This window comes from Pseudoalteromonas sp. SG44-17 (assembly GCF_014164235.1).
Lineage (GTDB): Bacteria > Pseudomonadota > Gammaproteobacteria > Enterobacterales > Alteromonadaceae > Pseudoalteromonas > Pseudoalteromonas rhizosphaerae.
This window is the reverse complement of sequence record NZ_JACJEV010000023.1, coordinates 1-23,274: the sequence shown is the minus strand read 5'-3', so window position 1 is coordinate 23,274 and position 23,274 is coordinate 1. Positions and strand designations below refer to the sequence as shown.

The following is a 23,274-nucleotide window of genomic DNA, read 5'->3' as shown; positions in this document are numbered from 1 at the left end:
TATACAGACCTATATCAAGAATAGCGATTTATCATGCTTAAACTATCAAAGTTAGCTTTCGCGACTATGCTAGGCGCAACAAGCAGCGCCTCATATGCTTCAGACATTGATGCTATGCAAGCTCAACTTTCTCAACTCCAACAACAGATGCAGCAACTGCAACAGCAGCTTGCGGCTGAAAAAGCAAAACAAGCTAAAGTTAATCAACAGCTTGAAGAACAGACCAAGACCATCGCAAAGCAAACTCAAGATAATACCGAAACAGCCCTATCCGGAGTTAAATTTGGTGGTGCAATTCGTACTAACTACAGTCACACCTCATATGATGACGGCAATAAAAACCGTGGTGGCGATTTTGATTTTGATATTTTCCGTTTAAATGTTTCTGGCGATATTGGTGGAGTGCTGATCGGCGGAGAGATCCGCTTTTTTGATTACATGACCGCAATAAAATCAGCATGGGCAGGCTATCAATTTACTGACGACTGGCAAGTGCAAGTAGGTATCACAAAAGTGCCGTTTGGTAATGATCCTTATAACTCCCATAACTATTTCTTTAGTGCAAACTACTACGTTGGTTTAGAAGACGATCATGATTTAGGCGTGATGTTTAAACGTAAAGTAGCTGATAACTGGCAGCTCGATTTAGGTTTTTTCAAAAATGACGAACTCGGTGGTGTCGATGGTTATGTTGAAGATCGCAGCCATCGCTATTCGTACGATATTGTTGGTAGTCGCACCGTCGACGAGGGTATTTATGCCGAACCGAGCAAAGGGCTTGGTGAGTATAATACCTTTGCCGGCCGCTACGCCTATTACTTTGAACACGGCAAAGGCATGACCACAGAAGTCGGAATATCAGGCTTAGCCGGTGGCTTACATGACGGCCAAGACCGCGCAGGAAGTTACAACGCATGGGCACTGCATGTAAACAGCGTTATCAATAATTGGAATATTCAGCTACAGCATGGCGAATATGACTACAATATCGATGACACTAATCGTATCGCGGTTGGCGCATATGGGTTTTATGACTCTATTGCGACCGATGCAACCACCAGTAGCTTTAATGTCGCTTACAGCGTACCGGTTGAATGGGGTCCAGTAAGCAACCTGCAATTTTATAATGATTACAGCGCGATCTATAACAAGTCTGATGACACTGCCGATACTTGGATGAATGTTACCGGGGTATCCGTCGCGGCTGGCGGCTTGTTCACTTACTTTGATTTAGTTCATGCCCGCAATCAAGCATTTGTAGGTGGCTCTGTTGCCGGTGATAGTAATGAAACCGAGCGTCGCTTTAATATTAATATTGGCTATTACTTTTAATCTTTAAAGTCAGCCTGTAATTAGGGGGGTTAGTCTTAAGAGGTTACCCCCTCATAAACACATCCTTCATAACGCTGTAAGCAATGACTGCAAGCAATTACATTCCCATCAACTCATAATAGGATATAAAAAGAACAGCGGCATCAGGTTGAATCGCAAGCTGAGGCGCTGAACGTGGCAGAGTATAACGTCATCGAGTACAATTAACTGACAATGCTGAGTAAACTAGCAGCATATTGTTTAACGTTGCTTGCCAAGCATTTAGCCGTTTTCAACTTTATCAGGCACAAGTCTATTCATGAATTTAAAAGTAATTTTAGCCACTTATAAAAGTATTGGCTATCAACTATTAGGACTAGCCTTGGTTGGGCTGGGAATTATAGGTATTGTTTTACCTGTGATGCCCACCACTATTTTTTTCATTTTGGCATTAGCGTGCTTTACTCGCTCGTCCCCAAAACTCGCTGCTTGGTTACTCAATCATCCTCGTTATGGCGTAACCTTACGCCATTGGCAAAAGTACAAAGTAGTACCCGTAAAGGCGAAGTGGTTTGCGGGTATTGGTATGTCACTTGGCTTTATTGTATTGCTGCTTTGTGCACCGCCGTGGTGGGTTTTACTGCTGGTAGCCTGCATCGAAATAGCGGTTATGATTTATTTACTCTCTCGCCCTTCAAAATACCTACCAATGTAAATTTCGTAAATAATGTTGTGATAACTAATGCAAATCATTACCATGTAGATAACATTGCTTAACTACTAAATTATTTATGCCGTTAATAAATAAACGAACTTTATATAGTACCAGTCGTGCGTTGCATATTTATCTATCAACAGCACTGCTGTTTTTGCTTATTTTATTTTCTGTCAGTGGGATTGTACTTAATCATGTTGATTGGCTAGAAGGCGATAAAAGTGATGGGCAACTAACCACATCACTCCCAAGTGCATTACTTGAGCAGGGCCAAGAAAACCTAGCAACCTTACCCATTTTATACCCTGAAATAGAAGCTTACTTAGCCAACCAATATGGCTTAACTAAAGTAAAAAGTATCGACTGGGAAAAAGAAGATGCACTCGTGATGCTCGACTACCCACTGCCTGCAGGTTTTGCCTTCGCAGAACTTAATTTCATCAGTGGCGAACTGAATCTCGAATATCAAACTGGCGGCTTTTTAAGCTTAATTGGCGATTTACATAAAGGCCGTCATAGCGGCGAAGCATGGAGCTGGGTGATTGATATATCAGCCGTGTTAATGATTTTTTTTGCTATCACCGGGATGATTATTTTATTTCAAAATAGAAAAAAACGCTTAGTAGGAATATGGCTAACAGTGCTTGGGGTCGCAACACCAGCAGTCATTTATTTATGCTGGGTTCCGCAACTAAAAGGAGTGTCTTAATGCTAAAACTTAATACCTTAATAAGCGCTGTTGTTTTATTTACAGCAGCTTTATTTCAACCTCATGCGAATGCCGCTGAACTTGAAATAGAACTAACCCTACCTGATCTAGACGTACAACCTTACCATCGACCTTATGTCGCGGTTTGGCTAGAAACCCCAGAGCGTAAGCATGTAACCACGGTTGCCTTATGGGTTGAAAAAGCAGAATGGTTTAAAGACTTACGCCAGTGGTGGCGTAAAGCCGGAAAAAGTGACGCTAACTTTGATGGTGTAACAGGTGCAACAAAGCGCCCAGGTACTTACACCATTAACTGGAATGGCACAGATCTAGATGGCAAAGCCGTAGCTGCAGGCAAGTATTTACTTAATTTAGAAGTCGTTCGCGAAGAAGGTGGCCGTGATTACACCCGTGTAGAACTTGATCTAAATAAAGACGGCAAGATCACCATCGATGGCACCAATGAATTTTCACAAAGCTTCGTCACCATTAAAAGTCAGTAAATGTAGCTGCTAAAACAATTTAAATAAGGAAAGACTATGAAAATCAATTTACTTAAAAGCGCATTTATCGGCGCACTTACTTTCACTGCCCTAGCATCTAGCTATGCCAATGCACATGCTCGCTGGTTAGTGCCTTCGCACACATCTCTTTCAGGCGACAAAGCACATTATGTGATGATCGATGCCAGTATTTCGAATGAAATTTTCGCACCAGATAAAGCATATCGTCCAGCACAAAAAGGCGCGGAATATGATGATAATCTGATTATGGCAATCGGCCCTGATGGCAAACCAGTTAGCGATAAAATTCGTGCATATTATCTGCAACGTAAAAATTCAGCGGCGGTAAAACTAGCTGGGGAAGGTACTTATCATATAACGATGAGCCAAGAACCACGACTAATGACTTTTTATAAAGATGCCAAAGGCGAACGTGGCCGTGTATTTGGCCCTAAAGACAGTAAAGATATCCCAGCTGATGCAACCGATATTAAAACCACAAAATCGATTGCAACGGTAGATACATTTGTAAGCCGCAACGGCACCTCAAAACCTGCGCTACTTGGTCAAGGCTTAGAGATCAGCGGCCCGACTCATCCTAATGATTTATTTGTTGGTGAAGAGGCGCGTTTTCAGTTATTAAAAGACGGTAAACCTGCTGCCAACATAGAACTTGCCATCTTAAAAGGTGATACACGTTATCGTAACGAACGTGGCGAAGTTAAAGTAACCACAGATAAAAACGGCTTTTTCACTAACACATGGCAACACCCTGGACTATACCTTATTGAAGCAAGTGTGAGCGAAGGTTCAACTGAAAAAGGTATCGATAGCGTACGTTATTCATTATTTACTACCTTAGATGTAGCACCTGAATAAAACCCCTCATTAAAAATAAAGGCCAAGTAACTTAGCTTGGCCTACAACTCTAAATAAACACATAAACAACTTAGCGCCAAAATTTTTCTAAAATTTGAATTTAATTCTTTTATTTTCCCTCTTTTGGGTTCATATTATAAACAATTAAATTAACATAACTATAAAATATTTAACGGAAATAAATATTATGAAAAATGGACTTTATACCAATCTAATTCAAACCAGAAATAATCCTCATTTAAATTTAATAGCAAGCACTACAGGCTTAGCTTTACAGTACCACTAAACACAACAAAACCAACAACAAGGAAAGTAATATGAAATGGAGTTTTTTAATCCAGCTAGCTTTGATCCTAACTCTCACAGCCTGTGGCTCAGGAGGTGGTGACTCAGAAAAAAAACCAACCAATAAAGTCACTAACAATAAACCCGTTGCCATGATCAGTGCACCAACCGGTGAAATGCGGGTAAATACCGCGCTAACATTTAGCGGTACAAAAAGCAGCGATCCCGACGGCGATTCATTAGTTTATAAATGGCGCTTAACCACTGCAGACGGACAAAATGAGATCGCTCTTGCTGTTGATAATGAAAATAAAGTTGAAGTATCACTTGCTGAAGCAAAGAGTTATAAACTAATTTTAGTTGTGAGCGATGGCAAACTTTCGAGCGTCCCAGTTGAAAAATTAATTGAAATTAAAGCCGAGCCAACGCAATTAATTGCTCATGCAGGACTTACTCAAACAGTAAAACAAGGTGATGTGGTTGCATTAAATGGTGCGCTAAGTAGCACATCTAACGGTGTAATAAATAAATACTTATGGCAGTTTACGGCAAAGCCTCTTACCAGCAATGCAATCATAGAAAATAATAATAGCGTTACCAGCAAATTCATTGCAGATAAAACAGGTGCTTACGCAATAAAGCTAACCATTACTAATTCACTGGGGGAAACAGCAAGCAACGAGGTAATGATAAAAAGTGAGTCTTTATACGAAAATTCAGCTCCTCAAGCGGTTATTAAAGTACAAAATAAAACCGTCGCTCCTCGCAGCATAGTCACATTAGATGGCAAGCAAAGCAGTGACCCTGATCAAGGTGATACACTAAGTTATCTGTGGACTATTACCGCACAACCTGCCGATAGCAACCCGACACTCACTGATAACTTAAGCAATACCGCAGGCTTCTCTTCTTTAGACCTCGGTGAGTACACGCTCTCACTAACAGTTAAAGATCAATATGGTGAAACTGATACCGCCACAGTTACTTTAACTGTAGAGATAGCAAATCAAGCTCCTATTGCACAACTTGTAGCTGAGAGAAACATTAACTTAGCTGAAACTATTACTCTGCAATGCGAACAATGCAACGATCCTGAAGGGCAACCCTTAAGCTACCTTTGGCAGATAAAAAGCAGACCTGAGAATAGTATAGCGCAGCTAATCCAAGGTACGACAGCAACCCCTTCTATCAGTGCTGATATTGAAGGTGATTATGTGATCACATTAATCGTATCAGACGGACAGCTTAATTCTGAGCAAGCAACAAGCGTTCTTCACGCTCAAGCCAATGCAAAACCAACAGCGATTATTGCTGATGTAGCACCTATTTTAGTCGATGAAGAAATTCAACTTGATGGCTCACAAAGCACAGATCCTGAAGGCAAAGAGCTTACCTACCAGTGGGAAATTTTATCGCCATTAGGACGTGCTACGCTTTCTAACACAGACGTTGCTAAACCTTACTTTAAAGCATCAAGTGCAGGAAGTTTTGTTATTTCGTTACGTACCAATGATGGTAATAAAGACTCCGATACGCAAACAATCACTATCATAGTTAGAGACAATGCAAAGCCAGTCATTATTTCTAAAGGCGAACAATTACGTCAGGCTTTTGTTGGTAATATAGTAACATTTGATGTTAGCCAAAGTTACGACCCTGAAGAGACCAATCTTAATTATACTTGGGGGCTTACCAAGCCTAATGAGTCAAATGCAGCACTGGTAAACATAAAAGATGGCGTCGCTGAATTTACCCCTGATATTATAGGTAGCTATAATGTCACTGTTACTGTTACTGATGCTGAGGGCAATGCAGCTGTAATGGAGTTTGCGATCTCTGCTACCGATTCCGCTTTACTAACAGGCATAGTTAAAGGACAAATTACCAACGTAGCTAAAGTTGGTATCAATAACGCTATACTGATGATAAATGGTAAGCAGCATACTACAAATAGCAGCGGTTTCTTTGAGGCAATAGTTAGTGTTGAACAGGGCGCAACTGTTAGTATTTCTACAGCAGATGAAAGACTGGCAACTAGCGAGTATAGTTCAGCAGCGATAACACAAAATGATTTTATCATTAATATTAATCAAACAAGCCTACCGGTTTTTCAAGATGTAGAAGTCTCTGTATTCGTCTGTCCTGATTTTACTGGACCCGACACCGTAAATCTGCGCTTTAAAATGATCGATACTATTTTAACGTCGAATAGTTTTCAGGCTCAGTATGATGAAACCAAGCCTTTGATATTACAAAAAAGTAATAACACATATCTAGATAGCACACTAAATATTGCACTCCCTGTAACTGCAACATATGAAATAACCGTGGTTGAAGACAATGTGCGCAATACATCTTATTCAAGTACTGCTATTTACTACTCTCAGTCGCCCCCAAACTTAGCGATAATCACCATTTGTAATAATTAGAAAAAACTAAGCCACTTCACGCGTGTTGAAGTGGCTTAGCGTACCTTCCAGATCCAATCTAAAGAATATTAAGAACAACCCTAAATTTGGTATTTTTGACCACTTATTCGCTATACTTATCTGATAATAAAAATAAAAACCAATAAAAACAAATCATTAAATTTTGGCTTTGTTTTTGCTATAAATTAGCAAATCGTAAAATATAATTAACAATGAGAAAATAAATAATGATCAACAAACCTCTTTCTTTGCTAGCCAAAGCCCTTCCTATTGCCACTAGCCTATTGTTTCTCAGTGGCTGTATTGTGCATGTTTCAACCTCGTCAGCCAATATACAACAACAGCAGCAACGCTCAATATCAGCGTCACAATTACAGCAACTAAGTATTAATGCTGAGGCGGGTTCACTTAAAGTGATCGGCTCAACCACAGCAACTAACATCAGCGTAGATGCCACTATTTATACAGCAAAAAGTGATGACCCTTACATACTTACTCTGGAACAAAAAGGCGATAAAGCCGTACTTATAGCAAAAAATTATAGTTCATCAGGAATAGTGGTATATCAAGGTAATTCACCCAGTATTGATTTAGTTATTACTGTGCCAAGCTCATTTAACCTTGAGATTGACGATGACTCTGGCGATATAGATATTGCTGGTGTACTAGGTAATATCATTATAGATGACGACTCAGGGAGCATTCGTATTGATCAAGGTCATCACGTCACAATTGATGATGATTCAGGGGATATCGATCTGCAAAATATTACTGGTAATGTAGAGATCAGTGATGACTCTGGCAGTATTACTGCACGTAACGTTGCTGGCAATATGACTATTGAAGATGATTCGGGTGATATAACCCTTACTAATATCACTGGCAGCGTAGATATTGACGATAACTCTGGCAGCATCAATGCCAAAACTCTAGGCAGTTACATCACCATTGAAGATGAATCGGGTGATATTTATGTTGAACATGTAAATGGCCTAGTCACCATTGAGGATGGCTCAGGCAGTATTCGTGTTAACGACAGTAAAGGTCTCACCATCATTGACGCTGGCTCTGGTGATTTGAGCATCGATAATATCAACGGCCCAGTAAAACTTAACTAACTCTTGATGTAAAACGGCCAAGTAATTGGCCGTTTTTTACTGTCTAATTTTGTGTTGTCGGTCGTGTGCTCACAACAACTGCTATATTTTGCTAATCGCAAATACCCTCAGCGTCTTATCGCAATGCTTGATGAGCGTAAATGTGTCATCGTTAGTTTCCCTACCTGCGGTATTTTGCATTAAAAACATCAACAAGTAATAGTAAGCACTGTTTACTACGCATAAAGCTCCTTTTAGTGCCATACAACACACCATTAAAATTCTTTAAAAAAGAATGTTAACACCTATTTTTACTAATTTTCGTTCTTTTAACCTGAGTATATTATTAATCAAGCATCAATAGTGACACTCGAAATTAAGTGATCATCTATTGTTAGGGCTATAACTTATGTATTCAATTAATCGAATCAACGTGACTCTGCTTGGTCACCTTTAGGAGCAAAACATGGCTAAAATACTCAACCCAACTGAACATGATATTGGTGGCTTAAACGTAAAGCGCGTACTGCCTAATTTTGATAAAAAAATGGTGGGACCATTTATCTTTTTTGATCACATGGGACCAAACGATTTTCCTGTTGGCCAAGGGATCAATGTTCGCCCTCACCCGCACATAGGCTTATCAACACTCACTTATTTATTTCGCGGCAGCATTTTACATCGCGACTCGCTAGGTAATAATTTAGAAATCCACCCAGGCGATGTGAACTGGATGACGGCAGGTAAAGGCATTGTTCACTCAGAACGAGAAAGCTTTGAAGTGCGCGCTAACCCGCATCATATTGACGGCTTACAATGCTGGATTGCGCTACCAGAAAATATGACTGAGATTGAGCCTTCATTCACCCATATAAAAAAACAGCAACTACCACACATAATTCATGAAGGTATCATGATGCGCTTAATTGTTGGTGAAGCTTACGGATTAAGCTCCCCAGTTAAAACCTACTCCCCCATGTTTTATATTGATGTGGTTGGCAGCGCCAATAGTCAAATTAAGTCGCCTAACCCACAGCAAGAAACCGCGTTATATGTTATTTATGGAAGCGTTACCGTGGGTCAACAGGATTATCAAGCAGGTGATTTTATCCTACTTGATAACCTCGATACTGATATTCACTTTGCCAGTGATGCACGCTTTATTTTGCTCGGTGGCGATAAATTTGAAAAAGTCCCATACTTGCATTGGAACTTTGTTGCTTATAGCAAAGAACGCTTAGAGCAGGCAAAACAAGACTGGCAAACTCAACGTTTCCCAAAAATCCCTGGTGACGATAAAGAATTTATTCCGCTATAGTAAACAGTATTTTAAGGCATAATAAGTTAGCCAGTATTAGCAAAGGACAACTATGTTAGAGATCGCATTAATTTATTTAGCCGCAGCCATTGTTGCGGTGCCTATCGCAAAACGCCTTGGGTTAGGCTCCGTGCTCGGCTATTTGCTGGCAGGTATTTTAATTGGCCCGTATTTGCTGGGGTTAGTGGGCGATCAAACGTCTGTTATGCATTTTGCTGAATTTGGTGTAGTAATGATGCTGTTTTTAGTCGGCCTTGAACTACAACCTGCAAGGCTTTGGAAGTTACGCCACTCTATTTTAGGGCTTGGGGGTTTGCAAGTAACCCTAACAGCCGCGGTAATTTTTGCAATTTGTTATTGGTTTATGGCCATGCATTGGCAAACAGCACTAGCAATTGGTTTAATGCTCGCGCTTTCTTCAACAGCAATTGTGCTACAAAGCCTGGAAGAAAAAGGTTGGCTGAAAAATGAAGCCGGCCAAAATGCGTTTTCGGTACTGCTATTTCAAGATATTGCCGTTATTCCTATTTTAGCATTACTACCATTATTGGCGTTTGAGCCAATGTTAAATGCCACCAGCACGCATAATTCGCTAACTGCCGATTGGCCAGTTTGGGGGCAAGTAACCGCCTCAGTAACAGTGATCGCGGCAATTATTTTAGCTGGTAAGTATATTTCTGCGCCGCTATTTAGGTACATTGCTGAAACCAGAATGCGGGAAATATTCACTGTATTTGCGTTATTTTTAGTGGTAGCGATTGCGCTGATTATGCAAAATGTTGGCTTATCTCCAGCGTTAGGGACTTTTTTAGCTGGTGTGGTACTGGCAGAAAGTGAATTTCGTCATGAGTTAGAGGCCGATATAGAACCCTTTAAAGGACTGTTATTAGGATTGTTTTTTGTCGCTGTCGGTGCCTCTATCGACTTTGCATTGTTATTTAATCAATTTACTTTAGTGGTTACATTGGTTGCAGCTTTAATTGTTGTAAAGGCCGCTGTTTTGTATGCCTTAGCACGAACTTTTAAAATTCATCATACCCAGCAACTGTTATTCACTTTAGCCCTAGCACAAGGTGGTGAGTTTGCTTTTGTGCTCCTGACGATGACTAATACATTGCAAATTTTAACCCCAGAACAAAGCAACTTAACCACCTTAGTCGTGGCCATCTCAATGTTAATAGCCCCTTTACTATTAATGCTTTACGACACATTACAAAAACGTAGCAACACAACAACAAAACCTGAGTTTGATAAACCAGAGCAGATAAGCCCAGCCAAACACGTAATCATTGCTGGGTACGGCCGTTTTGGACAAATTATGGGGCGCTTACTGAGCACCCAAGGGTATGATATTAGTGTCCTTGATCACAGTCCTAGCCAAATTGATCTGCTGCGCCGCTTTGGTAATACGGTGCATTATGGTGATGCAGCACGTAAAGAACTACTCGAAGCCGCTGGAGCTGATACCGCACAATTACTGGTTATTGCTATTGATAATGCCGACAAAACTCTCGAAATAGTTAAACTTGTCCGCAAACACTTTCCGCACTTAAAGATTGTGGCGCGCGCTAAAGATCGTCGCCATGCTTACCAATTACTTAATTTGCACGTTGATGCGTTTAACCGAGAAACCGTTGACTCCGCCATCAACCTTGCCGTTGAAACCCTAGAACTATTAGGAAATTCAAAGGAAGACTCGCAGCGCGCAGGACACTTATTTAGAGAGCACGATCGTGCTTCAGTACTGCAATTAGCAAAACTGTGGGGCGATGATCACAGTTATGGTGTAGCGGTACGTCAACGCACTGAAGATCTAAAACAAGTACTCAATCAAGATAAACGTGCCAGAGAATCACTCAATACCTGTGACCAAGGTGACTGCGAGGACAACCATAAAGATGCTTAAAATAACTTTAGAGCAATGGCGTATGTTTAGGGCTGTGGTTGAACATGGCGGTTTTAATCAAGCATCACTAAAAATTTATAAAAGCCAATCAAGTATTCACAATGCTGTTGGTAAAATTGAGACCGCTTTAGGTGTTAAGTTATTTACTATTGAAGGACGTAAAACAGTGATCACCGAAGCTGGTGAGATGATGATGCGCCGCGCTAATTACCTACTCGATGAAGCCGCCAAAATAGAAGCAATTGGGCAGACTCTCAGTGAGGGGATTGAAAGCAAATTACGCATTGCTGTTGATGAAGTTTTTCCGCAAGCACTGCTTTATAAAGTACTCAACAATACCTCGGCAATGTATCCATTATTACGTATTGAATTATACGAATCAGTACTGACTGGCGCGAATGAATTACTAGAGAACACCAGTGCCGATATTGCAATATCGGGATTCACTGGCAAAGCCGGGTTTAGTGAAGAGTTGTGCAATATCGAGTTTACTGCTGTTGCGCACCCAGATCATGCGTTACATAGCATCACTCGACCTATCACCCTTGAAGATTTAAAATCGCACCGACAAATTGTGGTACGCGATTCTGCCTTACACAATAAACAAGACGGTGGCTGGTTAGGTGCCGACCAGCGCTGGACAGTAAGCCATATGCGGACTTCCATTGATATGATCAGCAACGGCTTAGGCTTTGCTTGGCTACCTAGCACAGCGATTACCAATCAGTTAGCACAAAATCGGCTCAAGCCCCTTAATCTTAGCCACAATAGTAAGCGCAGTGCCATGCTACATTTACTATTTAAAGACGGTGATCGCCTTGGCCCGGCAGCGCGCACATTCATTGGCGAGTTACGATATCAAGTAATGCAGGCTGATCTTGATTGCTAACCAAGGGCTTTCATTCTATTAATTAGAACGAATAGTCCTTTTAAAAGCGATTTTAATCTTCCTTATAAAACTTATACTGCTGCTATTCAAATTAGCGTTTAATCAGGAGTTAAGTTATGTACTACATACGCAAAGCCAGCGAGCGCGGCCAAGTTGATCTTGGTTGGTTACAAAGTCAGCATAGTTTTTCATTTGGCCATTACCATGATCTAAAACACATGGGGGTGTCGGTACTTAGAGTGATCAACGAAGATAAAGTACTTGCTGGTCAAGGCTTTGGCACTCACGGACACCGGGATATGGAAATAATTTCCTATGTCATTTCCGGCGCATTAAAACACCAAGACAGCACCGGCAATGAATACATTGTTCCTGCTGGTGACGTGCAACGGATGAGTGCCGGTAGTGGTATTATGCACAGTGAATATAATACTTCAAATTCAGCAACAGCGCACTTTTTACAAATTTGGATACAACCCAAATTGCGTGGTATAGCCCCTAGCTATGAGCAAAAAAGTATTCCGCAAACAACTCAGCTTACACCACTTGTTACACCAAATGGCGAACACGGCAGCGTGAGCATCAACCAAGATGCCAGTATCTATCGTTTAAAACTTGATGAGGGTCAATCGCATACATTGCAAACAGCGGATAGAAAAGGTTATTTGCATATTATCTGCGGGCATATAGACGCTAACAAGCAAAATTTTAGTAACGGCGATGCCTTTGCACTAAATCGCAATGAACGGGTAACATTAACAGCCACCAGCAGCTTAGAAGCGCTGTGGTTTGATCTACCAGCATAAAGTAAATAATCAGTAAGTAAAAAAATCAATGACAGTAACAACCCTCTCTATCATCGCATTTGTCGTATTGCTCACCGGCGTGTCAAAATCAGGCTTTGCAGGAGCGCTTGGAGTGTTTAGTGTCCCTTTACTAATGCTAGTGATGCCCCCCGTTGCCGCAATCGGTTTGATGCTACCGGTACTTATTGTTGCCGATGTCTTTAGTTTAAAAAGTTACTGGCAACAATGGGATATACAGCAACTTAAACGCTTACTACCGGGTTTATTGGTAGGCGTAGTTATTGCACATGCGTTAATTGGCTGGTTAGATGCGGCGTTTATAAAAACAGCGATTGCTATTTTATGTATAGTGTTTGCTATTCGCAGTTTAGCCTTTAGCAAGTTTACTTTTAGTGCCTTAAATAGCCGTTTAGGTGCCTTCTCTATGGGCGGTTTAGCCGGTATTGCAAGTACCTTAGTACATGCTGGCGGCCCACCTTTAATAATGTATTTCAGTACCATTAAGTTACCACCGAAACGATTTGTCGCAACTGTGGCGATTATTTTTGCGATGATGAATGCCGTCAAGCTTATTGGCTTTATTAGTCTGGGTTTAATCGAAATAAAGTGGGCATTAATTGCACTTGCCAGCTTGCCGATTGCTTTTTGTGGTAATCGTTTAGGGATCTGGTTGCAGGGCAAACTCAATACTTCGCAGTTTCTGAAAATAATGAATGTACTACTCTTGTTGCTGGGTATTTGGTTGTTAGTGATGTGATCTGGCTAGTTAAACATTTCGTAGTTAGGTAAACTGATTCAACAAACGCTATTTAAGGCTCTATTTTGTTAAATAACCAACCACTTCGTAAACCCTTCTCTGTACTGGTTGTTATTTATAAAAAAAATAAAGACTGTTTACTGATCCAACGTACCGATGATGCTAACTTTTGGCAATCAGTCACCGGCGGGATTGATGAAGGCGAAACGCCTGTTGTGACAGCTTACCGTGAGCTATTAGAAGAAACAGGGATAGATGCCCGCGCGCTGGGTTTAACAATACGCGATCACCAAAAAACCAATCAATATACCATTAGAGAGTCATGGCGACACCGCTATCAAGCCAATGCGTTAATTAATACTGAGTATGTTTTTAGTATTTGCGTACCCGATGATATCGCCATTACTTTAGATCCGAATGAGCACACCGATTTTATTTGGCTAACGCAACAACAAGCGGCTGACAAAGCCTGGTCGCCAAGTAATCGCGATGAAATCTTGGCGCTATAGTTTATTTAATTGTTATCAATTAGGTTAACTGCTTACTTGTAGCACTTATTGAAACAATAAGCCCATATTGATTGCTTGTGGCAACCACATCATTGCGTCTGAGGTTAACTCATCGCTAGAAACCTCTAGCTGTAATGCTGTTTGCTTAATCGCCATATTAAAGCTACTTCCTTGTATACAAAAACCGAGTAGCAAATACTGCCAATGAGCTAAAGACCAGACTCTAAATCTATAATGTATACGTGTTAAAGCAAGGTAACATGGTTGCTGAATAGGTAAAATCAACTCATCAGGCATTACTTCTAATTTTGCTATGCAGGCTTCAATTTGTGAAATGAGCTCTAAAATAGGGTAATCTAATGTTATTACCCGCAAACAAGGCGCCGCTTGAATATCAGTATTATTTACTAAACACGTGAGCATTTGCTGTTCGATAGAAAGCTCGGTTGCCGTTACATTTTTTTCAAGACCTTGGGCTACTAACACCTCAGACTTGGTGCGTTCAAATAAGGCTATTTGAGCAGGTAAATCGACCATAGTTTGTTGAGCAACATCGATTATACCTTGTGGTTTAGTTTGTGCTAAAAATTCGGCAAATTGCTCACCTAAATAATATAGACTCCAACTTTTAGAAGGCACCGTCACAATAAATGCTTTAGCAAATGTGGAAAATAACGAATCTCCCATATACTGCGCCAACAATGAAAACTCACAACGTAAACAATCTACAAGCCTTAGCACATAACCTGCAGCGTAAATATCTACTCGCTGCTGGGCTGAAATTTTATCTGTACTTTTAATTAGCGTATCAAGCATAACGCCATCATGCGCATATGCCTGTAAGAGTTTATCATCCAAATCACCACGAACAATTAATACTGTTTGCAACCAATGTTGCACTTGCCTCAATGAATGTTCACTCATAATTTCTCTTTAGCTAAAACCAGCGGTGTAGAAATACAACCTTGTTGGTGGTTATTTTGTACTGGAGCATGAGGAATTTGACCCGCTAATACAGTTTTAGCTTTGTTTAACTCAGCGACTAATTCAGGAAACGCAGGAATATTTGCATCCCATTCCAGTAAAGTCGAGACAGGCCCACATAAAGATTGCGCGAGTTGATACAATTCCCATACAGGTTCAGGAACTGGTTTATCATGGGTATCTATCAAACAATGCCCGCTGAGTGTTGGCCCCGCCAAATGCATTTGCACAATACTTTTAAGCGGTAAGTTTTTTATATATTTCCTTGGGCAAAAACCGTGATTATACGCCGACACATAAACATTATTAACGTCTAGCAGCATAGCACACTGTGTTTGTTCGACCAGCTGCGTAAAAAACTCCGGCTCCGTGAGCGACGAGTTTTGAAACTCTAAATAAGTAGAGGGGTTCTCCAGCACTAATGGCCGCTGTAAAAAGTCTTGTACCTGATTAACCCGGTTAATAACATGCTTTAAGCTTTCCTCAGTAAGCGGCATAGGTAGTAAATCGTGGCTATTTACTCCTGCAAAGCCTGTCCAACATAGATGATCTGATATCCACGCTGGTTTTACAAAATCCGCCAATGCTTTTAACTTTTCTAAATAGTCAAAATCAAGCGCAGAGCTACTGCCTATATTCATAGACACACCATGCATAACAATAGGGAAATCAGCCATCAATTGTTCTAATACATGACGGCCATAGCCATAATTATCGATGTAATTTTCACTAATGATCTCAAACCAATCAACCCCTGTTACTGGTTTTTGCATTAAGTACGGATAATGCTCACTGCGCAACCCCAAACCAAAGCCTAGCGGGTTTATTTGCTCAATAGCAGAAGCAGCAAAAGGCTGCTTCTGTATGTATGATGTCATGTATTCAATCCAATTAAGTTGAAGGCGGAAGCGCTAAGCGAATATCATCTGCAGGTGGCGGCGTAGTTTGCACTCCTTTTGCATTACAATAGGCCTGCCACGCGATACTGTAAACCGCATCACCTTCTTTAAATGGCATTTGCTCTAGAACTTTACCTGTTTCTGGGTCGGTATATGGTTTAGCGGTAGATGCATAGCCTGGTCCATCACCAAATTCAAATAATTGCATCTGGGGTTTTGCTGATGGCTCTTTTGGGAATAGCTGCGAGGCAGAAATCGGCACAGCACAGCCACCTAAATTATTACATTTGTTATTTGCAGGAGCGCTAAATGGACCATCAGCAGGGGCGCTACCACCACAGCTTCCTCCCGGTGTTGTGCTATGCACAAACCCACACCCACCTTGTGCTTTGCAATTGTTCGAACCTTTACAGCTGTGGAACACTGTTGCGGGAGGCAAATTATTTGAATTTTCTTTTGTATAATCCATACCTTGGCATGCATGGTATAAAACATCCTTAGACATATCCGCAATACCCGCAACCAGATCTGGAGCCTGCCCTGTTGTAGCCCAACAAATAGATACTCGATCGCCCGAACCACCCATTGCAGGACCTGGAAACTCAGTCGTTTTACCACCCCAATAGCGATCCAATGCTGTGGTAAGTCCTTTTAAAGTGCCAACCGCTGATTCACTAAAAATTTGATGTGTTTGTGCACGACGTTCAGGGCTAGAAAACAAATTATTCAATGCTTTTTCTACATCAACTACAGCAGGTAAATCTGGGTGCTTATGCTTAGCCTTATCGCCACCTTGCGGGTTAAGCATTGCTACTGTAAATTTACCGCACAAGTTATGCCACGTTTGCCAGGTCATATACACTTGGGCCGCGTTGTTATCACTGTAAGATTGACCCTCTTGGTATTCATATTGAATAATCAAATCAAGTACATCAGCAAAGGTAATAAAATGATCTTTTTTAGTATTTGTAATACGTGCGCATGCAATACCTGATACTGGAAGTGGCTTTTGCCCAGCGCTATCCGCTGGGTAATCTTCTTTTAGGTTATCAGCATTAGGTTGAAACTTAGCAGCGACCTGATGATCATCTGCCTCAATCGGTGTGCTTTTCAATGCTACCGTTTGTTGCTGCAAATACGTTATTACCCAACTCTCTGCCGCCCAGCGGCTGCAGATTTCAGAAACAACACCTTTACCTTCACCTTGATCCGTTATTGCATTGATATTATTAACAATCTCAATTTTTAACTTATCTAAATCATTACTTTCATTGATTGAACCATTAATCCCCGGGTATTGCGGTTTATATTCGGCTGAGTCACGAGTATTAAAGTAATCACGTTGCACAGAATCAGGTTTAGCTGGATTCACCAAAATATCAATTAAGCTACTACCATCCTCATACACAATTTCAAGATAGTCCCAATAACAGCAATACATATGCCCGATAGAACCAAACATAGGTAAATCAACTTCTGTATCTGTTGCTTTAAACCAATCAAAAGGAGCTGTTTCAAAGTATTTAGGGCGAACTCCATCTAAATCTTTATTAATTATTAATTTTTTTGCACTTTCCTCGGTTTCTTCAATCAATAAAAACAGTAAAGCCTGCTCTTTTGTCAATGCAGCTGCATTGACTCGCATATCTTGTAGTGTTTGACCCTGAAAGTGAGTTGTAAAGTATTCTTTCACTTTAGGACTAAGTTTTGATAAATCACGGCTGCAGTCTTTAAAATCTAAGATATGCGGGATTTGCGTTGTATCGTCATAACAATGCCAACCAAACTTTTCTGTTTGCAGTGCATTACTGGTAAATGAAGGAGTTAGATTTAGTTTACTGGCGATATTAGAAGCCAACTGTAAATGCAGCATTTCTTCTATAAACACACTATAAACAGCATTAAACGCCTGTTCATTTACGCTCAGTGGCTTGCTGGGTTTTGGCGTTGGAGTAATATCTAATTTTGCTATTCGTTCATTAGGAATAAAGCCTGCTGTTGCCCCTAACCCAGGCCATAAACGCTCGGGATACAAGCCTTCATCCCCACCTATTGCATGCATACCTTGTATTGAATACAGACCTGTCATATATAACGGGATGGTAAATAACTCAACGTTAATCGCAGCTTGTGCGATGGCTTTTATACACGCAATATCAGCGTCTTTGTAACTTACGGGACGCTCTTTAATTTTTTTGTATTGTTTGATGCTGACTTTAAGATCAAGATCGAGGTTAATCCTTACCGCCTTTTGTGCACTCTGCATTTTCAATTGCTCCATGATGACAGTTATATGCGACCAAGAAACTTGTCGCGTAAGTCAAATGAGTGTAGAAGGTTTCATCAGCGATGCAGTATTACAATACATTACAAAAGTAGATATTTGGTACAGAAGTAAAACTAATACTTTATTCAAAAACAGTAAAAAGCGCGTTGATAAGCACACTAAAGTGGCGTCCGATCACCCAATAAACATTATGCTGTTTCGACTTAGCAATATCGTTTACCCGCTAGTAGCAATCATTTTACTGCGAATATTTACCTCTATCGGCATCACTGTAGACTTGCAAGTGTGGTTAATGAATACCGCGCTCAACATTGCTATATTGCTGTTTGCTTACTCAATTATTAAAGAGTTTGTTAGCAGCCCTTTTATGTCAGCACTGTTTAAATTAGTTGGCCTGCCCGTTTTGCTGCTGCACTTACTGGGCTTTTTGCCAGCATTTATTAAAACCCTTGAAGCGGTTTCGATTAATTTAGGTAATATTCAAGTCAGTTTATATGGCCTAACTCGGGTATTATTTTTTGGCGCTATTTTATTTTGGTTAGGCCGCGCTTCCAGTAATGTTGGTAAAGTTATAATTCGCAACCAGCAAACTCTGGATATCAGCACCCGCGAAGTCTTTACCAAACTCTTTGAAGTTGGCCTGTTTTGTGTCATCGCGTTATTACTGCTTAATATTATGGGTGTTAACCTCACCGCCCTTGCTGTGTTTGGTGGTGCGCTAGGTGTTGGCCTTGGTCTAGGGTTGCAATCAATCGCTTCTAACTTTATTTCTGGCATCATTATTTTGCTCGATAAGTCACTCACCATTGGTGACTTTGTTGAGTTAGAAAACGGCAAAAGTGGCTTTGTTCGAGAGTTCAAAATGCGCCATGCAATTTTAGAAACTTACGACGGCAAAGACATACTGGTTCCTAACGAAACCTTTATTTCATCACTGTTGACCAACTGGACCCATAAAGACCCAAAACAGCGCTACCGTGTTGATTTTAGTGTGGCATACGCCACCGATGTTAGAGCCATGGTAGAAATAATTAAACAAGCTGTTGCACAGCACCCACAAGTTATTAGCGGCCCTGAAATACCAATTGAAGAGCGTCCTGACTGTGAAATAGATAGCTTTGGCGATAATGGCATCAATATGTTTGTGGAATTTTGGATGCAGGGAATTGATGATGGTAAAAACCGGGTTAGTGGTGATTTACTATTAATTATTCTAGAAACCCTCAAAGCCCATAATATTGCGATACCATTCCCGCAACGCGAAGTTAGAGTCATTAACGAAGGCTTTGCAAGTAAGATTTAATACTGAATATCCTTGTTATACCCAGCCCCAAAAGCTAGGTATAACAAGTGGATAAATAGCCGGCGCTATAACCGCTGTTTGTTACTATAAATACTTTAACCAAGGTTTATTTGCTTTGCGCTTATAGTGACTAAATGCCTTAGTTGGCCAATATAAAGTAACGGCTAACACAACCGTAATTAACCAAATCCATGTAATATCATTTACGGCAAAATATGCACCATGATTAGCACCAAAAATAGCACTGCAAATTGTGTATAAAATCAATAAAACGTAAAGATGAAAAATATAAAAGAACATTGGCACCGAGCCATACACTCTTAAAGCATTACTAAAGCGATTTAACGGACGCTCAAAAAACCATAAGCCAAAAAACATCAGCGCTAAAGTGATTAATAAAAAGCTCAGTGAAGGTGGATATTTGGTAACGTTAAATATCGACATAGCCGTTTGCACTGCTGTTGAAAACTGCTGCCAAGGTAGCGTTTCGCCATAGATATTTAAGCCGCGTAAAATAGCAAATAACGCTATACACGCTAAGCCCAAACCAATCAGCCACTGTTTACGATCTTCACTGTCTCGGTTATGTGCATACAGTGGGCCTGCGCAGTAACCAAGTAATATAACCCCAATCCAAGGTAATACTGGGTAACTGATTTTGACATTAACTAAACCACCTTCAGAGATAAAGCCGCGATCGTGCAGAATAGTCCATAAGGTATAACCCCACTCATCAGGACTGAAGGTAATTGGTGTGAGTAAGTTATGGCCAAAAACGATCAATAAACCCAATGCTAACAATAGTCGTTGCGGTAAGTTAATTAGTAATGCCAGAGCCAACATACATAAACCAATAACCCACATTACTTGTAGAAAAATAGTAGGAATAAACCAAATCCACAAAAAGCAAATAACCGTAACTTCAAGGGCAATTAAAAACAACCCCCGCTTAACTAAAAAACTACGTGCAGAGCGTACTTTACCTGAGCTTGGGTGGCTATAAAGCCACGCCGAAAGCCCTGTTAAAAAGATAAAGGTTGGCGCGCAAAAGTGCGCTGCAAAACGGCTCCAAAACAGCCCTGGAGAGGTAACGTCAACATCCATTGGGTCTAATACCGGCATTTGCGAGAAAAAACGCTCTCGCACATGATCAAGTAGCATGAGTAAGATAACCACGCCACGCATGATATCGATACTGTGAATACGGTTTTTAACTTGTTCAGAAGTCATATGTTATACCCAATTTAAACTGTGTTGGTGCACCAGGGTAGGCCCATAATGCGTTGTAGCTACTGGCTATGTAGCTTTCATCAAATACATTATCAACATTAAGTGAAACATTTGTCCGTTCAGTCGCCTGCCATTGAGCAAATAAACCCACCAGCTGATAACTTGGTAAGTTAAAAGATAAGCTTATTGGGTCGCCCAGTCGCTCTGAAATATATTGATAATGACCACCAAATTTAATGTCTTGCTCAAGTACACGGGTATTGTGATTTAAAGAAAGCGAAAAATTATTTTTTGGTACGTTAACTAACGGGCTACCTTTAGGAATAGGCTCTAACCACTCAACATTAATCATGTCTTTGGCCGTTTCAGCCTTTACGTAAGCATACGAAAGTGTGTACTGAGTGTTTTCACCTAAACTACCAGTCAGATCAACCTCAATACCTTTACTGGTTACTTTACCAATAGGTTTTGAATAACCCTTATCGTCAGCCACCAACATGTTGCCTTTGCTAGCATCAAATAAAGCGATGGTACCGCTTACGTTGTCAAAGCCAAACTTCACACCCACTTCAAAGGAATCACTTTCTTCAAAACCAAACGATTTACCCTTAGCATCAGTACCACTTAAAGGTATAAACCCTTCGGAATAGCTGGTATAAAGGTTAATCGCATCATTTAGCTCATATACCATCCCTAGCCGTGGGCTAAGTCGGTTCATCGTGCTATCTGAGGCAACGCCTGACTTAGCCTCGAAAATATTCTGCTCAATTTCATCAAACCGCAATCCCAGCATTAATTTAAAACGCTCGGTAAGGTCTAACTGATCTTGTACATAAATACCGTATGCCTTTTGCTTTTCATTGTTTTCATACAGTTGCGCAACATCGGGGCCTTGCCCTTCACTGTAGTTTGGCTGATAAATATTTAATGTGTACGTATCTTTACCACCACGATAACGATAAAGCCCAGTGCGAAGCTCATAGTCATACCCATCAACACCAATCAAAACATGGTTAGTGATATCAGCAAGATCAAAATGACCACTTAATTCTGCGCGTACTGACAAATCATTAGAGTAATAATCTCTATAACGGTGTTGACGCGTAAGCATAGGATTATCTAAAGACAAAGTCTGTCTTGGAGGAGATAGTTCAGCATCAGACGAAAAACCTGTTAACGTAGCGGTACGATGGTTAGCGCCCAATAAGAGTGACCAGTCGCGATTAAAGTCATAGTCATAATTAAGTTGGTGTCCGCGAGAGTGCACTTTAGTTGGCGCATCATTAGGGTTACCTAAAAAGCGACTTCTAGGTACGGTGTCAAAATTATCGTTAAGTACAACAATACCTCGGTCATACATTTGCTGCTGGTCAACGTACTCAAACTCATACGTTAATGACGATTTATCATTGATGCTGTAATACACCGAAGGCGTGATCACAAACTTATCATGATGTACGTGATCTCGAAAACTGTCACTATCTTGCCATGCACCATTAATTCGAAATGCAATATCTTCAGTTAGGCCGTTAGTGTAATCACCTTGCACACGTTTATGATCTTCACTGCCAAGTTCAGCTTTTAACTGGCCTTGCTGATAGAACTGTGGTTTTTTAGTAATGATATTAATTGTACCACCTGGTTCAGAACGACCATAGAGTGCAGAACCAGGACCTTTTAACACTTCAATATATTCAATGTTAGATACATCACGTGGGCCCGCAAAACCTCGCCCACCACTAAAGCCATTAATTAAATAGCCGGATGGCATATTTTCATTACCCGATAGCCCCCGTATAGAGTAGCTATCCCACAATGCCCCGCCATTATTTTTACGAGAAATACTGGCAGAAAAATCCAGTGCATCTCTAAACTTGGTAATGCCATTATCAACCATCATTTCTTTACTTAATGTGGTAATTGACTGCGGTAATTCTTTAAGCGGAATATCGCCTCTAAAGGCTTGCTTATGTGCAATAGTGATGGTTTCTATATCTGATTCTGTGGCATTAGAGCCAAAAGAAAGTGCTGCAAAGACAAGAGTTAATGCTGAGTACTTCATGATCCACTTTTAATAATAGCTAGGTTTATTTGGATATAATATAACATACTAAAAAATAGTGATACATTATAACGTTTAGTTTAATAAAAAATAAATAAACCTGTCTAAAAATCAAGCTATTAATTATAAGCAAATTACGTTAAGGTTTAGCTCTGAGCAATATTTAAGGATGATTATGAAAGCCCTCGTTTACATAGCCTGCTTAATTTTTTCGTTTAATACTTTATCGCAAAGTAATGATATTTCAGATAAAAGGCCCATAGCAGACATTTGTAGTGGCATAGTTAATTTGGCCACCCATTAAGAAAGAAATGTTATGCTAATAAGCATACAAATTTGGGTGAAAAAATGACGAAATTAAAACGCGCAACGTATTCTGCTGCAATCAAATTAGAA

19 protein-coding genes are annotated in these 23,274 nt (G+C 40.4%); 14 read left to right on the top strand and 5 right to left on the bottom strand.

All coding sequences use genetic code 11. From position 1 onward, the window contains the following. Positions 1 to 33: 33 nt before the first annotated feature. From H5182_RS15490 to nudB, 13 genes are all read left to right on the top strand, one after another. Positions 34 to 1,332, top strand: a complete 1,299-nt coding sequence (locus tag H5182_RS15490) for a porin (protein WP_145240207.1) — start codon at positions 34 to 36, stop codon at positions 1,330 to 1,332. A 298-nt stretch (positions 1,333 to 1,630) separates the two neighbouring features. Beyond that, positions 1,631 to 2,026, top strand: a complete 396-nt coding sequence (locus H5182_RS15485) for a YbaN family protein (RefSeq protein WP_145240205.1) — start codon at positions 1,631 to 1,633, stop codon at positions 2,024 to 2,026. Positions 2,027 to 2,102: 76 nt separating this feature from the next. Beyond that, complete coding sequence (locus H5182_RS15480) at positions 2,103 to 2,735, top strand: PepSY-associated TM helix domain-containing protein (protein WP_145240203.1); 633 nt, start codon at positions 2,103 to 2,105, stop codon at positions 2,733 to 2,735. Continuing rightward, a complete protein-coding gene (locus H5182_RS15475; RefSeq protein ID WP_145240201.1) occupies positions 2,735 to 3,238 on the top strand; it encodes a DUF2271 domain-containing protein in 504 nt (167 codons plus the stop codon). Before H5182_RS15480 ends, H5182_RS15475 begins: the two co-directional genes overlap by 1 nt. A gap of 36 nt (positions 3,239 to 3,274) precedes the next feature. Continuing rightward, complete coding sequence (locus H5182_RS15470) at positions 3,275 to 4,117, top strand: DUF4198 domain-containing protein (protein ID WP_182717530.1); 843 nt, start codon at positions 3,275 to 3,277, stop codon at positions 4,115 to 4,117. 317 nt (positions 4,118 to 4,434) lie between these two features. Further along, on the top strand, positions 4,435 to 6,831 hold the full coding sequence (locus tag H5182_RS15465; protein ID WP_182760273.1) for a PKD domain-containing protein: 2,397 nt from the start codon (positions 4,435 to 4,437) through the stop codon (positions 6,829 to 6,831). Between the two features lie 227 nt (positions 6,832 to 7,058). Next, entirely contained in the window at positions 7,059 to 7,949 is an 891-nt protein-coding gene (locus tag H5182_RS15460) for a DUF4097 family beta strand repeat-containing protein (RefSeq protein ID WP_145240195.1), read from the top strand. 445 nt (positions 7,950 to 8,394) lie between these two features. Next, on the top strand, positions 8,395 to 9,246 hold the full coding sequence (locus H5182_RS15455) for a pirin family protein (protein WP_145240193.1): 852 nt from the start codon (positions 8,395 to 8,397) through the stop codon (positions 9,244 to 9,246). A 52-nt stretch (positions 9,247 to 9,298) separates the two neighbouring features. Then, a complete protein-coding gene (locus H5182_RS15450) occupies positions 9,299 to 11,152 on the top strand; it encodes a monovalent cation:proton antiporter-2 (CPA2) family protein (protein ID WP_145240191.1) in 1,854 nt (617 codons plus the stop codon). Further along, positions 11,145 to 12,041 carry a LysR family transcriptional regulator gene (locus H5182_RS15445; protein WP_149982269.1) on the top strand — a complete coding sequence of 299 codons (897 nt, stop codon included), beginning with the start codon at positions 11,145 to 11,147 and terminating at the stop codon, positions 12,039 to 12,041. The genes H5182_RS15450 and H5182_RS15445 overlap by 8 nt, the downstream gene beginning before the upstream one ends. 116 nt (positions 12,042 to 12,157) lie before the next feature. Beyond that, complete coding sequence (locus tag H5182_RS15440) at positions 12,158 to 12,847, top strand: pirin family protein (RefSeq protein ID WP_182760272.1); 690 nt, start codon at positions 12,158 to 12,160, stop codon at positions 12,845 to 12,847. A gap of 28 nt (positions 12,848 to 12,875) precedes the next feature. Continuing rightward, positions 12,876 to 13,604, top strand: a complete 729-nt coding sequence (locus H5182_RS15435; protein WP_145240184.1) for a sulfite exporter TauE/SafE family protein — start codon at positions 12,876 to 12,878, stop codon at positions 13,602 to 13,604. Between the two features lie 65 nt (positions 13,605 to 13,669). Then, complete coding sequence (nudB, locus tag H5182_RS15430; protein WP_145240182.1) at positions 13,670 to 14,113, top strand: dihydroneopterin triphosphate diphosphatase; 444 nt, start codon at positions 13,670 to 13,672, stop codon at positions 14,111 to 14,113. 45 nt (positions 14,114 to 14,158) lie between these two features. Here the strand turns inward: nudB and H5182_RS15425 are convergent, their stop codons facing one another. From H5182_RS15425 to H5182_RS15415, 3 genes are read right to left on the bottom strand one after another with little or no spacing between them, the layout of a single operon-like run. Then, positions 14,159 to 15,037 carry a DNA-binding domain-containing protein gene (locus H5182_RS15425; RefSeq protein ID WP_182717537.1) on the bottom strand — a complete coding sequence of 293 codons (879 nt, stop codon included), beginning with the start codon at positions 15,035 to 15,037 and terminating at the stop codon, positions 14,159 to 14,161. Then, positions 15,034 to 15,975 (bottom strand): DUF692 domain-containing protein, encoded by a 942-nt coding sequence (locus tag H5182_RS15420; protein ID WP_182760271.1) that lies wholly within the window; start codon positions 15,973 to 15,975, stop codon positions 15,034 to 15,036. The genes H5182_RS15425 and H5182_RS15420 overlap by 4 nt, the downstream gene beginning before the upstream one ends. Before the next feature lie 13 nt (positions 15,976 to 15,988). Continuing rightward, positions 15,989 to 18,262: a ferritin-like protein gene (locus H5182_RS15415; RefSeq protein WP_259398320.1), complete on the bottom strand. Its 2,274-nt coding sequence runs from the start codon at positions 18,260 to 18,262 to the stop codon at positions 15,989 to 15,991. A 58-nt stretch (positions 18,263 to 18,320) separates the two neighbouring features. Between H5182_RS15415 and H5182_RS15410 the strand changes: the two genes are divergently transcribed. Continuing rightward, positions 18,321 to 19,586 (top strand): mechanosensitive ion channel family protein, encoded by a 1,266-nt coding sequence (locus tag H5182_RS15410; protein ID WP_259398319.1) that lies wholly within the window; start codon positions 18,321 to 18,323, stop codon positions 19,584 to 19,586. An 84-nt stretch (positions 19,587 to 19,670) separates the two neighbouring features. Here H5182_RS15410 and H5182_RS15405 read toward each other — a convergent pair whose 3' ends face one another. Together H5182_RS15405 and H5182_RS15400 are read right to left on the bottom strand one after the other, a co-directional pair. Beyond that, positions 19,671 to 20,816: a DUF1624 domain-containing protein gene (locus H5182_RS15405; protein ID WP_182760269.1), complete on the bottom strand. Its 1,146-nt coding sequence runs from the start codon at positions 20,814 to 20,816 to the stop codon at positions 19,671 to 19,673. Next, on the bottom strand, positions 20,806 to 22,878 hold the full coding sequence (locus tag H5182_RS15400) for a TonB-dependent siderophore receptor (RefSeq protein WP_182760268.1): 2,073 nt from the start codon (positions 22,876 to 22,878) through the stop codon (positions 20,806 to 20,808). The genes H5182_RS15405 and H5182_RS15400 overlap by 11 nt, the downstream gene beginning before the upstream one ends. Between the last annotated feature and the right edge of the window lie 396 nt (positions 22,879 to 23,274).